16 protein-coding genes and 1 tRNA gene are annotated in these 12,805 nt (G+C 58.2%); 13 read left to right on the forward strand and 4 right to left on the reverse strand.

What is annotated here, in order from left to right:
* Positions 1-79 precede the first annotated feature (79 nt).
* Both F8B91_RS00430 and F8B91_RS00435 read right to left on the reverse strand, forming a co-directional pair.
* A complete protein-coding gene (locus F8B91_RS00430; RefSeq protein ID WP_196501745.1) occupies positions 80-730 on the reverse strand; it encodes a hypothetical protein in 651 nt (216 codons plus the stop codon).
* A 54-nt stretch (positions 731-784) separates the two neighbouring features.
* Positions 785-859, reverse strand: a tRNA-Thr gene (locus F8B91_RS00435).
* Between the two features lie 84 nt (positions 860-943).
* Between F8B91_RS00435 and F8B91_RS00440 the strand changes: the two genes are divergently transcribed.
* The 6 genes from F8B91_RS00440 (at position 944) to F8B91_RS00465 (ending at position 5,587) form a co-directional block, all read left to right on the forward strand.
* Positions 944-1,096 carry a hypothetical protein gene (locus F8B91_RS00440; protein WP_196501747.1) on the forward strand — a complete coding sequence of 51 codons (153 nt, stop codon included), beginning with the start codon at positions 944-946 and terminating at the stop codon, positions 1,094-1,096.
* Positions 1,097-1,147: 51 nt separating this feature from the next.
* Positions 1,148-1,561 carry an OsmC family protein gene (locus tag F8B91_RS00445; protein ID WP_196501748.1) on the forward strand — a complete coding sequence of 138 codons (414 nt, stop codon included), beginning with the start codon at positions 1,148-1,150 and terminating at the stop codon, positions 1,559-1,561.
* A complete protein-coding gene (locus F8B91_RS00450; RefSeq protein WP_196501750.1) occupies positions 1,558-2,706 on the forward strand; it encodes an MFS transporter in 1,149 nt (382 codons plus the stop codon). Before F8B91_RS00445 ends, F8B91_RS00450 begins: the two co-directional genes overlap by 4 nt.
* 252 nt (positions 2,707-2,958) lie before the next feature.
* Positions 2,959-3,324: an FMN-binding protein gene (locus tag F8B91_RS00455; RefSeq protein ID WP_196501751.1), complete on the forward strand. Its 366-nt coding sequence runs from the start codon at positions 2,959-2,961 to the stop codon at positions 3,322-3,324.
* Complete coding sequence (locus F8B91_RS00460; RefSeq protein ID WP_196501753.1) at positions 3,321-4,064, forward strand: FAD:protein FMN transferase; 744 nt, start codon at positions 3,321-3,323, stop codon at positions 4,062-4,064. The genes F8B91_RS00455 and F8B91_RS00460 overlap by 4 nt, the downstream gene beginning before the upstream one ends.
* 8 nt (positions 4,065-4,072) lie before the next feature.
* Positions 4,073-5,587, forward strand: a complete 1,515-nt coding sequence (locus F8B91_RS00465; RefSeq protein WP_196501755.1) for a hypothetical protein — start codon at positions 4,073-4,075, stop codon at positions 5,585-5,587.
* A 3-nt stretch (positions 5,588-5,590) separates the two neighbouring features.
* Here the strand turns inward: F8B91_RS00465 and F8B91_RS00470 are convergent, their stop codons facing one another.
* On the reverse strand, positions 5,591-6,376 hold the full coding sequence (locus tag F8B91_RS00470) for a DUF72 domain-containing protein (RefSeq protein ID WP_196501757.1): 786 nt from the start codon (positions 6,374-6,376) through the stop codon (positions 5,591-5,593).
* A gap of 90 nt (positions 6,377-6,466) precedes the next feature.
* On the opposite strand from F8B91_RS00470, the gene F8B91_RS00475 reads away from it, so the two are divergent.
* The 4 genes from F8B91_RS00475 (at position 6,467) to F8B91_RS00490 (ending at position 9,266) form a co-directional block, all read left to right on the forward strand.
* Positions 6,467-7,087, forward strand: a complete 621-nt coding sequence (locus tag F8B91_RS00475) for a LemA family protein (RefSeq protein ID WP_196501759.1) — start codon at positions 6,467-6,469, stop codon at positions 7,085-7,087.
* A 4-nt stretch (positions 7,088-7,091) separates the two neighbouring features.
* The gene (locus tag F8B91_RS00480; RefSeq protein ID WP_196501760.1) at positions 7,092-7,838 is read left to right on the forward strand and encodes a TPM domain-containing protein; all 747 of its coding nucleotides are present in this window, start codon (positions 7,092-7,094) and stop codon (positions 7,836-7,838) included.
* Between the two features lie 2 nt (positions 7,839-7,840).
* Positions 7,841-8,500 (forward strand): TPM domain-containing protein, encoded by a 660-nt coding sequence (locus F8B91_RS00485; RefSeq protein WP_196501762.1) that lies wholly within the window; start codon positions 7,841-7,843, stop codon positions 8,498-8,500.
* A 70-nt stretch (positions 8,501-8,570) separates the two neighbouring features.
* Positions 8,571-9,266 carry a L,D-transpeptidase gene (locus tag F8B91_RS00490; RefSeq protein WP_196501764.1) on the forward strand — a complete coding sequence of 232 codons (696 nt, stop codon included), beginning with the start codon at positions 8,571-8,573 and terminating at the stop codon, positions 9,264-9,266.
* Positions 9,267-9,317: 51 nt separating this feature from the next.
* Here F8B91_RS00490 and F8B91_RS00495 read toward each other — a convergent pair whose 3' ends face one another.
* A complete protein-coding gene (locus tag F8B91_RS00495; RefSeq protein WP_196501765.1) occupies positions 9,318-10,022 on the reverse strand; it encodes an extensin-like domain-containing protein in 705 nt (234 codons plus the stop codon).
* A gap of 214 nt (positions 10,023-10,236) precedes the next feature.
* Between F8B91_RS00495 and sdhC the strand changes: the two genes are divergently transcribed.
* The 3 genes from sdhC to sdhA are packed head-to-tail and all read left to right on the forward strand — an operon-like array spanning position 10,237 to position 12,805.
* Entirely contained in the window at positions 10,237-10,638 is a 402-nt protein-coding gene (sdhC, locus tag F8B91_RS00500) for a succinate dehydrogenase, cytochrome b556 subunit (RefSeq protein WP_196503845.1), read from the forward strand.
* The gene (sdhD, locus tag F8B91_RS00505; protein ID WP_196501766.1) at positions 10,635-11,015 is read left to right on the forward strand and encodes a succinate dehydrogenase, hydrophobic membrane anchor protein; all 381 of its coding nucleotides are present in this window, start codon (positions 10,635-10,637) and stop codon (positions 11,013-11,015) included. Before sdhC ends, sdhD begins: the two co-directional genes overlap by 4 nt.
* On the forward strand, positions 11,015-12,805 hold the full coding sequence (gene sdhA, locus F8B91_RS00510) for a succinate dehydrogenase flavoprotein subunit (protein ID WP_196501767.1): 1,791 nt from the start codon (positions 11,015-11,017) through the stop codon (positions 12,803-12,805). The genes sdhD and sdhA overlap by 1 nt, the downstream gene beginning before the upstream one ends.

The raw sequence follows: 12,805 nt of genomic DNA on the forward strand, positions 1-12,805 counted from the left end.
ATTCGATGGGGCTGGAGTGCCAGCGCAAGATGTCGAGATTGTGTGCGAGAAATGGCTTCGCCGCGCTATTTTGCTTAACTTAACGTAATGTCAGTGGCGCGATTTTGCCTTCTGCACCAGAGAATTCAAACGATGCAGGAGCGGTGTCATGACTGGCGGAAGACAGCGCAACATAGGCAAGTGAGAGCAGCGCTGTGCGCTTTTCTTTCTGCATGTCCAGACGGAAAAGCTGCACTTCGGCGGCCGGAAAAGGTGCCATGGCTTCGGCACTCGGCGCGGCCTTGATGCGCCCGTGCTGGCCTAGTGTGATGGCGAGATGGCGCGGATCTATCATCACTTCGCCGGAGGCTTTCAAGGCGGCTTCCTTGACAGCCCAAAGCACCACGCCTGCGTCCTTGAAATTTAGCTTCAGGGTTTCGACGAAGGGCTTGTCTTCGCGGGCCATGATGCCAGAGAGAAAGCTGGTGTCGCCCGGCGCTTCCGGCCAGACCTCGGCATCAATGGCAAAGTCAGCCCGCTGGCAGACCGCCATCAGTGATAGGGGTGGCTTGGCCGCGCGCAGATGAGTGACGGAGAGGCCCAGCATCTGACCTGTTGTTGTCTTGAGGTAAGGCTTGCCGCTTCCGGCCTTGGCCGGTGTTGCGGTGCCATGACCCATGGCGGTCACAAGCCCAGCCTGCACGCTGATGCGTGAGGCCGGGGAGAATGGTGCAATGTGTACAACCGGCATCAGCCCGCACATTGGGGTGATTTGCCGCGATTAGTCAAATGCCAGAGGGAGGAATGGTGCTGCCAGGGGGAATCGAACCCACGACCTCTCCCTTACCAAGGGAGTGCTCTACCACTGAGCTACGGCAGCAATGCTTGCGAATGCTTGAATTCGCGGCGGACACATGCCACAGCTGGCCATAATAGGCAACCCTTTCAAAAATGGTTCTTTCGGATGGGCCAAACGGCTGAAACCCAACGCGCACTTCACCGCAAAAAGCGCCAGGCTGCCGCTCTGAAAGCCAATTTGCGGCGGCGCAAGGAAATGCCGTCTGAAGACACTTCGGACGAGGCCGCACAGGCCAGCCATGAGGAATCTGCCGATTGAACAGGCAGGCCCAGGCTTGCTATCCAGCAGCATCACTTTGAGGAACAGCGCATGAAGGCCAAAATCACCTGGATGAACCAACGCACATTCGTGGCCGAATCAGGTTCCGGCCATGCCGTTGTGCTGGATGGCGCGCCAGAACATGGCGGGCGCAATCTGGGCATTCGTCCGATGGAAATGCTGCTGATGGGCCTGGGCGGCTGCACGGCGTTTGACGTGGTGATGATCCTCGAAAAGGCGCGTGAGAAAGTGACGGGCTGCGAAGTGGAGCTGGAGGGCGAACGCGCCTCAGAAGACCCCAAGGTTTTCACCAAGGTAAAGATCATCTACACGCTGAAAGGCGAGAACCTGAAGCCTGCCGCGGTGGAGCGCGCCATCAACTTGTCGTCCGAAAAATATTGCTCTGCATCTATCATGTTTGAAAAATCCGGCACCACCATCGAACATGAGTGGCGGATCGTTTGACGCGCAATAATTCGCTGATCTTCGGCGCCATCGTGGCGCTGGCCTGCTGCAATATCACGCTCGGCATGTCGATCCAGCTGATCCCGCTGGTGATGGACGCGCAGGGCGACAGCAAGACACTGATCGGCTTCAACACCACTGTGGGCCAGAGCGGACCCGTTCTGATGGGGCTGATCCTGCCGCTTTTGTCGCGGCATTTCTCGACGCACAAGCTGGTGTTGACGGCCCTGATCACCATGATCGCCACGTTGGCCTGCTTTGCCTTTACCGCGCCGAAATGGGAATGGTTCGTGATCCGCTTTGTCATGGGCCTCGCGATTTCAGTGATGTTTACCATCAGCGAAACCTGGATACAGGCGGCGGCCGATGACCGCACGCGGGCCCGGGTGATGGGGCTTTACATCAGCATCATGACGCTGAGCTTCGGTGTGGGGCCGCTGCTCATTCCGCTCACCGGCTTTGCCGGCCCGTGGCCGTGGCTTGCCGGCATGGTACCACTGCTGATCGGATTGGGCTTCATGTCCACCCTCAAGGTGGAAAAGGAAGTGCATGCCGAGGCCTCATCCGGCTTCATTGCAACGGCATTGAAAGCACCACTCATCTTCATCTGCGTGGGGGCCACCACGATTTTTGAATCAATCATGCTGAGCTTCTTTACGCTCTATGCGATTGCCAATGGCCGCTCGCTGGATCAGGCGGCGCTGCTGCTCAGCTTCGGCATCGCGGCGGGGCTGGTGTTCTTCTATCCGATCGGCTGGCTGGCCGATCACTGGTCACGCCGTGGCACGATCTGGCTGTGCGTAGTGGTGGCGATTGTGGGTTCATTGCTTCAGGCTTCGCTGATCAGCACGCTGGCCATCTGGCCGCTGATCCCGGTTTTGCGGGCAGGGGCGTTTGGCACTTATCTCAACAGTTTTGCCATGCTGGGCGACACGTTCAAGGGCGCGGAACTGATCACTGCTGCTGCGGTGGTTTCGATCCTATGGGGCGTGGGTGGCGTGGTGGGCCCGCCAGTTGCCGGCTTTGCCATTGACCATGCCGGCAATTGGGTTCTGCCTTACGTAATGGCGGCGTGTTACCTGCCGGTGATTGCGGCGATGCTGCTGACGCGAGTCAATGTGAAAAAGCCATCCGCATCAATCTAAACCTGCTGCTCGGCAGTTCCAGCCATGAGTGGCTTGGTGAGGCAGCGGACGTTAAGATTCTTAACTCTTCGGTTGATGAGCCGCCGCGGCCCTAAACTTTGGTTCAACTAAACCTCAGTTCAATTGCTCCGCCGCAGATTTGCGAGTGTGGTGTGCCCAAGACATGCCGGGACATTTCCAATCGGTAATTTGTGCGCCACAGAAACGGCCACGAGTGCCGCCATATCCCCGTGCATCAGAACAGGATGAACAATGAAACTTGTGAAGCAAATTGCCGTTTTGGCGGGAAGCATCGCCGCTCTTTTTGGAAGCCAGTCGAAGGCCGCGCAACTCGCCGTGAAGGACGGCACCTTCGATGGCGCTGCCTATGACGCGTATTATGGGCCGGTGCAGGTTGAGCTTGTGATCAATGGTGGGCGCATCGTGAACGCCACGGCCCTGCAATCTCCCGACCACCGCAGGACGAGCGTTGCCATCAATAAACAGGCACTGCCGTATTTGCGGCAGGAAGTGATCCAGGCGCAAAGCGGGCGTGTCAATGCCGTATCGGGTGCAACCCTGACAAGCCGTGCCTATGCCAGTTCGGTGGCGGATGCGCTCCGGCAAGCTTCGCAATGAATGAAGACACGCGCATTGTGATGGGCATGCCCGTAGCGGTTTCTACCGTTGACGGAGGACAAGGCGACATTGACAGGATTTTCGACTGGTTCGGTGACGTGGATCAGCGGTTTTCGCTGTACAAGGCGGACAGCGAGATTAGCCGGTTCAATGCCGGAAAGACCAGCGCCAGTGCGTTGAGCGCGGACTTGCGTGACGTTCTCGATTTGGCGGAACGGACGCGCCAGGAAAGCCACGGCTATTTCGATGCAGCACGGCCTTCGGGTGGTTGTGACCCAACGGGTATCGTCAAAGGCTGGGCGATCAAAAAGGCAGCACAGCTCTTCGATGCCATGGGAGTCATGCATTATTGCATCAATGCGGGCGGCGACATCCAGTCCCAAGGGGTCAATGGTGACGGTGAGCCATGGCGCGTGGGGATCAGCAGCCCCTTTCAGTCCGGGCAAATCATCAAGATTCTTGCGCCCCGGGGCGCAGGCGTGGCCACATCGGGCAGCTATGTGAGGGGCCACCACATCTGGAACCCGCATGCGCCCGCCGCGAAACTGAGCGACATTGTGAGCATCACAGTTGTCGGCCGCGATATTCTCGAAGCCGATCGCTTCGCCACCGCTGCCTTCGCCATGGGCAAAGACGGCATCTATTTCATTGAAGGGCTTCCCGGTGTGGAGGCTTATCAGATTGACGCATCCGGCGGCGCCATACAGACAAGCGCTTTCGACACATATGTGATTTCATGAGTTTCCCCATGTTCCGTTTCATCGATGATTTCCTGAACCACACCACCATGTACAGGCTGGTGGTTTATTATGTGGGCGTGTTGCTGGCCCTTGATTTTGGCCTTGGTCTTGGCGGTTTGAGCCCTCACGATCCGGCGCAGCTCACATTTTCACTGGCCATCATCTGCATCAGCAGTTGGGTGACCAACAAGGCGCTTGCAGCACTGCTCAGGATTCCGGCCAATGCCGAGTCAATCTGGATCACTGCCCTCATCATTGCCGTCATCATGGCCCCCGTGGGAAGCCAAGACTGGGCGGGCATGGCCGGGCTGGCTGGCGCATCAGCGGTAGGCATTGCCTCGAAATTCCTTTTGGCACTCAACCGCAAGCACATCTTCAATCCGGTGGCGGTGGGCGTGGTGTTTTCGGCCTATGTCATTGACAGCCCCGCCACCTGGTGGGTCGGTGGTTCGGTCTATCTGCTGCCTGCCGTGCTTCTGGGCGGCCTGCTGATCCTGAGAAAGCTGCAGCGTTTTGGCATGTTTGCAGCCTATATGGTTGCGCAGTTGCTGGTGATCGCAATGACTTCGGATCCCAGCCAATATTCGATGCTGTTGAACGAGACATTCCTCTCGTCGCCGCTGCTGTTCCTCGGATTTGCCATGCTGACCGAGCCGCTGACGGCACCGACCGGTAAATGGCCGGCACTCGCATTCGGGGCGCTTGTCGGCGTGCTATCGGCGCCACCCCTGCATATTGGCGATTTTTATTTCTCGCCCGAATTGGCCCTGATGGTGGGCAATGTGTTGGCCTGGGCGACCAATTCCAAGCACCGTTACCGGCTTGTGCTGCAGCGGATCGAGAGGACTGCCGCAGGTTGCTATGACTATGTATTTCAGTCCGACAGGCCGCTGCGCCACAGGCCTGGGCAATATATCGACTGGACCATGAATGTGGCCAAGGCGGACAGCCGTGGCAACCGCCGCACTTTCACCATTGCCTCTTCACCCGGGGAACGAGTGGTGCGGCTGGGTGTCAAATTCTATCCGCAGCCATCGGCCTACAAGCAGGCCATGCTGAACATGCGGCCCGGGCAGGTGGTCTATGGCGCGCAACTGGCGGGAGAATTTGTGCTTCCGGATACTGAGGAAAAACTCGCTTTCATTGCAGGCGGGATCGGCATTACGCCGTTCCGGTCTATGGTTGGGCATATGCTCGAAGAACAGGACAAGCGGGATGTCACACTGTTCTATGGGAACAATTCGGCCGACGAGATTTCTTATTCGGAATTGTTCGACGCCGCCACGGATATGCTGAACTTCAAGACCGTCTATGCCGTTGCGGACAGTTCTGCATCCCACGGGCCATTCCACCGCGGCTTTATCGATGCGGCCCTGATTGCGCGCGAAATGCCCGACTACATGGAGCGGGTGTTTTATATTTCCGGTCCGCGCAAGATGGTTCTCAGTTTCCAGAAGATCCTTGCGGAACTGGGCGTCAGCCGCTCCAAAATCAGAACCGATTTCTTCCCGGGCTTTGCTTGAGGATCAGAGCTGCTTGATGATCTCCATCGCGGCTTGCGGGTTTCTGACCTTGTCGCCGCTGATCACATAGAAGAACACGTCACGCTTTTTGCCGTCGGGTTTGGCGGCTAGGTTTTCGTAGCCTTCGGGGATTTTGCCTTCGTGCCAGTCGGTGGCGCGGGTGGCCCATTTCCTCAGCATGGGCTTTGAGTAGCCGAGCGGTTCCTTCTCCTTGGTGCCCATGATGCGGACATAGACGAAGTCTGCCGTCACATCATTGATCTGCGGGAAATCTGAATCGATGGAGGTGACGATGGCCATGTTGTGGTCTTTGGCCATCGCGATGAAATCCTTGTCGGCGAAGGCGGCGTTGCGCACTTCCAATGCGTGGCGCAGGGTGACGCCGTCGACCGACTTGGGCAGCAGGCCCAAGAACTTGGCGAAATCATCCGGCTCGAATTTCTTGTATTCGGAAAATTGGTAATTGATCGGGCCCAGCTTCTTTCCGAGCTTGGCCACGCCGCTTTCGAAAAACTTCTCGATGGAAGGTGCAGCTTCCGCCAAAATCTTGCGGTTGGTTGCAAAACGCGGGGCTTTTACCGAGAAAACGAAATCATCCGGCGTCTCGTCATGCCATTTCTGGAATGTGTCGGGCTTTTGCGAGCCGTAATAGGTCGAGTTGATCTCGATCGACGTGACATGCTCGGAGGCATATTTCAGCTCCAGCTTCTGGCTGAGTCCTTTGGGATAAAACGTGCCGCGCCATTCTTCAAAATTCCAGCCGCCAATGCCCACCCGGATTTTTGCCATTTCATTCTCCTGTTTGCCAGCCTAACACGGCTTCTTGATTTTGTGACACGGCATCATCATATTGCGCCGGTCAAAAGGGAGACACCCGTTATGCGCATTTTGAATTTGGCTGCCGTGGCTTTGATGGCGGTGTTTCTGGCCGGTTGCGGCATCAACAATATTCCGACCTATGACCAGGCGATGAAGGGCCGGTGGGGCGAGGTGGAAAACCAATATCAACGCCGTGCTGATCTGGTGCCCAATCTGGTGGAAACGGTGAAGGGCTATGCCGCGCAAGAAAAGGATGTGCTGACCGCTGTTGTCGAGGCGCGCGCCAAAGCCACGTCAATCCAGCTGTCGCCCGATATCATCAACAACCCCGAAGAGTTTGCCAAATACCAGGCCGCGCAAGGCCAGCTTTCCCAAGCGCTGGGCAAGCTGCTGTCGATCACTGAAAACTATCCGGATCTGAAATCCAACGCGAACTTCCTGGCGCTGCAGAGCCAGCTGGAAGGGACGGAAAACCGCATTGCCGTGGCCCGCAAGGATTATATCGACGCGGTGCAGACCTATAATACCGAGCTCGTCACATTCCCTGGCAGCATCTGGGCCAGCCAGTATTATGGCGGCCAGTACAAGCCGGCCGCAACATTCTCTGCGACCGCAGGTTCCGAGGCACCGCCGAAAGTTGATTTCGGCACCGACAAGACCAAGTCCAGCACAGGCGGCTAAACACATGCACGGCTTGAGGGCTGCGCTCTTTGCCGTCATGGCTTTTGCCATGGCGGCGTTTGCGTTCGCGGCCACCAACTATCCGGCCCTCACCGGCCGCGTAGTGGATCAGGCGGGCATTCTCACTTCAGACCAGAACACGATCCTCACCAATCGCCTGCGCGATTTTGAAACCAATACCGGGCACCAGATGGCGGTGGCGATCATCAGCTCGCTGGAGGGCAACGACATTGCGCCCTATGCCAACACCCTGTTCCGCAATTGGCAACTGGGCTCCAAAGAGAAGAATGATGGCGTGCTCATTCTGCTCTCTGTCACCGAGCGCAAGGTGCGGATCGAAGTGGGCTATGGACTGGAAGGCGATCTCACTGACGCCATGTCATCCGTCATCATCAATCACACGATGGTGCCGCGCTTCAAGGCGGGGGATTATTTCAGCGGGCTTTATTCGGGCGTGGACGACATTGAGAAAGTGGTGTCGGGCCAAGGCGAGCAGGTTCAGCAGGCCGCGCAGAACCAGACGCTAAGCGAAACTGATATCGACAACCTTTTCTTCTTCATCATCGTTTTTCTGTTTGTGGGCATCATCATCTACAACGCTATGCGCGGCGGGCGCGGCATCAATATTACCACGTCGAGCGGTGGCGGCTCGTGGAGCAGTGGCGGCGGTGGCTTCAGCAGCGGCGGGGGCGGCGGATTTTCAGGTGGCGGCGGCAGCTCGGGCGGCGGCGGCTCCTCGGGGAGCTGGTAGCCATGATCCGTGGTTTGAGATTTCTGGGACATGATCTGTCGGCGAGTGAGCACCTCAAGGTTTCTGAGGCGATCACCGCGGCGGAGAAGCATACATCGGGCGAAATCGTGGTGGTCGCGGCGCGGCAGAGCGATGACTATGTGCATGTGCCGATCCACATTGCTACCGCACTCGCGCTGGCCTCGCCACTGGCCATTCCCCTGTTGGAGCGCCTCACGCCGTGGTCAGCGATTTCGGTGCATCAGTTTTTCCTGTTCCAGCTGGGCATCTTCATCGTGGTTGCTTTGCTGCTGAGCCTGCCGGTGCTGCGCTACACGGTGACGCCGAAAAAGCTGATGCATAAATATGCGCATCGCAATGCCACAGCGCAGTTCCTGGCGCGCAACATGAGCGCCACGCGCGGGCGCACCGGTGTGCTGATTTTTGTCTCGCTGCTGGAACGCTATGTGGAAGTGATCGGCGACCGGGAGATCGCCGCGAAACTGACGCAGAAGGACTGGCAGAAAATCGTCGATGAAATGCTGCCGCTCCTGCGCGAGAAGAAGACCGCCGAAGCATTGGTCCTGGCGGTGGAACGCTGCGGCGGGCTACTGGCCCAGCATTTTCCTCCGTCAAAAGCCAATCCCAACGAGATTGCGGACCATTTCATCGTTCTGGACTAGCGCTTTGCCAATTTTGGCTTGATTTAGCCTGAAGTTCCGTGCTTTTTGCACAACCTTGGGGAGATCAAAGATGAAGAGTCGCAAGGGGTTTTTGACCGTTCTGGCTGGGGCCACGGCGTTGAGCCTGTTGGCTGTGCCTGCTGGGGCTTCCGGCAATTTCTTTGATTTTCTGAAGGGGCGCGAGCAGCCGGAGGTGGTTTACAAACCCGCGCCGGCCAAGGCCCGCAAGCACGCTTCGATCAAAAAGCATGGCAAGCGTGTTCAGGTTGCCAGTGTGGCAACGACACAGGATGTCGTGCCTGCCTATAAGGGTGCGGAGATTGTGAACTATGTCACGCCGGAAGTGCCCGGCACGCTGATCATCCGCACCCAGGAACGCGCGCTGTACCGCATTCTGGGTGACGGCAAGGCGATGCGTTATCTGGTGGCCGTGGGCAAGGAAGGATTCTCCTGGGCTGGCACGGCACGGGTGGGCGCCAAGGCCGTGAACCCGCGCTGGACACCGCCGCCGGAAATGATCCGCCGCACGCCGAAATATGCCAAGTGGAAGCACGGCATGCCGGGTGGCGTGGCCTATAATCCGCTGGGGCCGCGCGCCATGTATCTCTACACCGACAAGGGCGACACTGGTTTCCGCATCCACGGCACCATCCATCCGGAATCAATCGGCCATGCCGCATCGTCGGGCTGCATCCGCATGCTGAATGCGGAAGTGATCGAACTCTTCGGTGACACCAAGGTGGGCACGAAGGTTATCGTGATCTGAGAGCGCTCGACGCTTGCGCGATTTTGACTTTCTGAGGAAAGTCAAAACGCTTCAATGACACCCGCGCCAGAAGCCCATATCGACATGGAAGTGATCTTCGTGATCACTGTTATAATCCGGGCTCAGCACCATGTTGAAATATTGGCATAGTCCGCTATGGATCTCGTGCAGGAATCGCGCCTCTTGAGAATTGCCATTCCAGTTGCGCTTCACGGTGATGGCCTTGCCACCGGACAACACTAAGCCTGAAATATCAAACGCATTGGCGGTGGCATGCTGGCTCAGATGGCTTGAGCCAGCAATGTTGCGGCAATTGTAAGAACCAAAATGGGTGATGTTGGTGACCGGCTTGCCGAAATAACGGCGCGCGGCCGGCTGCACCACATGACGCTCCCACATATAAAGCCGCGCTTCGATGTTGCAGCGGGTCTGTTCCGGGTGAAGCCTGGCGGTGGAAAGCCGGCTCATTATCACAGTGTCTTCCAGGTGGCAGGCCTTGGTGGGATTGCTGGGCGGCAGCAATACGGCCTCCAGACCCGCCTTGCTCAGGGCGCCGGAGCAGGATGCGCCGTCAATGTCGAGCAGCTTCAGTTTTGTATCAGTGAGCCAGTAGGGCTTTTCGCGCAAATCCGGCGCCACCAGCGGATCGTAGCGCGGGGGCAGGGTGATGATGCCGAGGCGAGACAGCATCAGCGCCAGCATCAGGAGGGCGACCAGTGCGATGATCAGCGTTGCGGGATTGAGTCTCTTTCTCAACGCGTTGTTTTCCCCTTTTGCAGCGAGGCCCGGTTTTGAGCAGCGCAAGCGGGCCGGATCAAGGCGGAATTTTCCGATAAATGCACTCGGCTATTGTACTGTCATCAAACGGAAACTTGTGCATGGCTGATGTGCGGGGAGGGGTGCGGCACATGTTGCGCTTTCAAGCCAATGCTGCACCCGCTAATAAGACAGTATGGATACGAACAAGGCCATGCCACCACCGACCTCGGGCCGCGCCCGGCCCCTCTCCCCGCATCTCCAGATTTACCGCCCGATGCTTTCGACCGCGATGTCGATCTTCCACCGCATCACCGGCACGGCTCTGGCGTTTGGTATGCTGGTGCTCGTCGGCTGGCTTTTGGCGGCCTCCATGTCCGATGGTTGCTTTGCTCTTATTGAAGGCTTTTTTTATAACTGGTTCGGGCGGCTGGTGCTGTTCGGTTTCACCTGGGCGCTGATCCATCATGCGCTGGGTGGCCTGCGCCATTTCGTGTGGGACACGGGGCGCGGCTTTGCGCTCAATCATGTTGAATGGCTGGTGCGCGCCAATGTGATCGGTTCGATCGTGATCACATTGCTGATCTGGGTCATTGGTTACGGAGTGCGCGGATGAGCATGCGTTCTGAACTCGGCAAGGTGCGAGGCCTTGGTGCTGCGCATGAAGGCACGGGGCATTTCTGGCAACAGAGATTGACCGCAGTGATCAACCTGCCGCTGGTGGTTTTCTTCGTCTGGTATGTGGCCGACCATATCGGTGCTGACCGTGCGGCGATTGTTGCCTCGTTCAAGAATCCGCTGGTGGCTTTTGGTTTCGGTGCACTCATTGTTTCCACCTGCTGGCACATGAAGCTTGGCCTGCAGATGATCATCGAAGATTATGTGCATGGGCACTTCACCAAGTTCGGCTCGCTCATTGCGAACAATCTCTATGCCTTCGGCCTGATGGGCCTAGGGCTTCTTGCCATTCTCAAAATGTTTCTGGGTAACTGATGACCGCCTATCCGATCACTGACCATACATTCGATGTCGTCGTTGTCGGCGCTGGCGGCTCCGGCTTGCGGGCCGCACTGGCTGCCTCGCAAGCGGGCTTGAAGACGGCCTGCATCAGCAAGGTTTTCCCCACGCGCTCGCACACAGTGGCGGCACAGGGCGGCATTGCGGCTTCGCTGGGCAATATGGGCCCCGACAGCTGGCAGTGGCACATGTATGACACGGTGAAGGGTGCTGACTGGCTGGGCGACCAGGATGCCATTGAGTATCTGGTGCGCAATGCGCCGACTGCTGTGTACGAGCTTGAACATTTTGGCATGCCGTTTTCGCGCACCGAAGACGGCAAGATCTACCAGCGCCCGTTTGGCGGCCACATGATGAATATGGGCGAAGGCCCGCCGGTGCAGCGCACCTGCGCCGCCGCTGACCGCACCGGCCATGCCATGTTGCATACGCTGTATGGACAGAGCCTGCGCTACGACACGGATTTCTACATTGAATATTTCGCGCTCGATTTGATTATGGAAAACGGCGCCTGCCGTGGCGTGATGGCTTTGTGCATGGATGACGGCACGATCCACCGTTTCCGTGCGCATCAGGTGATCCTGGCCACCGGCGGTTATGGCCGCGCCTATTTCTCCGCCACCTCTGCCCATACATGCACCGGCGATGGCAATGCGATGGTGCTGCGCGCCGGCCTGCCGCTGCAGGACATGGAGTTCGTGCAGTTCCACCCCACCGGCATTTATGGCGCGGGCTGCCTGATCACCGAAGGTGCGCGCGGCGAGGGCGGCTATCTCACCAATTCAGCCGGCGAGCGGTTCATGGAACGCTATGCGCCGTCTGCCAAGGATCTTGCGTCGCGCGATGTGGTGTCGCGTTCGATGACGGTGGAAATCCGCGAAGGCCGGGGCGTTGGCCCGCAGAAGGATCACATCCATCTGCATCTCGAACATTTGGACCCTGCAGTGCTGCATGAGCGGCTGCCGGGCATTTCTGAATCGGCGAAGATTTTCGCTGGCGTGGATGTGACCAAGGAACCGATCCCGATCCTGCCGACCGTGCATTACAATATGGGCGGCGTGCCGACGAATTATCACGGCGAGGCTTTGGCCGGTGACAAGAAGAACCCGGAAAAGACCGTGCCCGGCCTGTTCGCCGTGGGCGAAGCCGCTTGCGTCTCAGTACATGGGGCGAACCGCTTGGGTTCCAACTCGCTCATCGATCTCGTGGTGTTTGGCCGCGCGGCGGGTCTTCGTTGCGCTGAAATCACCAAGGCGGGTTCCTCGCATGAAGCCTTGCCTGCAGGTGCGGGCGATCAATCGATTGCGCGGCTCGACAAGTTCCGCAATGCCAAGGGCGGCACGCCCACGGCACAGCTTCGCAACCAGATGCAGCGCGCCATGCAGGAAGATGCGGCCGTGTTCCGCACGGGTGAGACGCTGGAAGCCGGCAAGAAGCGCATCGCCGAAGTGTGGAAGGGCGCGGAAGACATCGCCGTGACCGACCGTTCGCTGATCTGGAATTCCGATCTCATCGAAACACTGGAATTCGACAACCTCATCATCCAGGCGGCCGCCACGGTGGAAGGCGCACTGGCCCGCCAGGAAAGCCGCGGCGCTCACGCGCGGGAGGATTTCCCCAAGCGCGACGACAAGAACTGGATGAAACACACACTGGCCTGGACTGATGGGGCCAAGAAGAAGGTCACGCTGGGTTACCGCCCGGTGCATGACTACACGATGAGCAAGGATGTAGATTACATCAAGCCGAAGGCACGGGTTTACTAA

This window comes from Aestuariivirga litoralis (assembly GCF_015714715.1).
Taxonomy (GTDB): Bacteria; Pseudomonadota; Alphaproteobacteria; order Rhizobiales; family Aestuariivirgaceae; genus Aestuariivirga; species Aestuariivirga litoralis_A.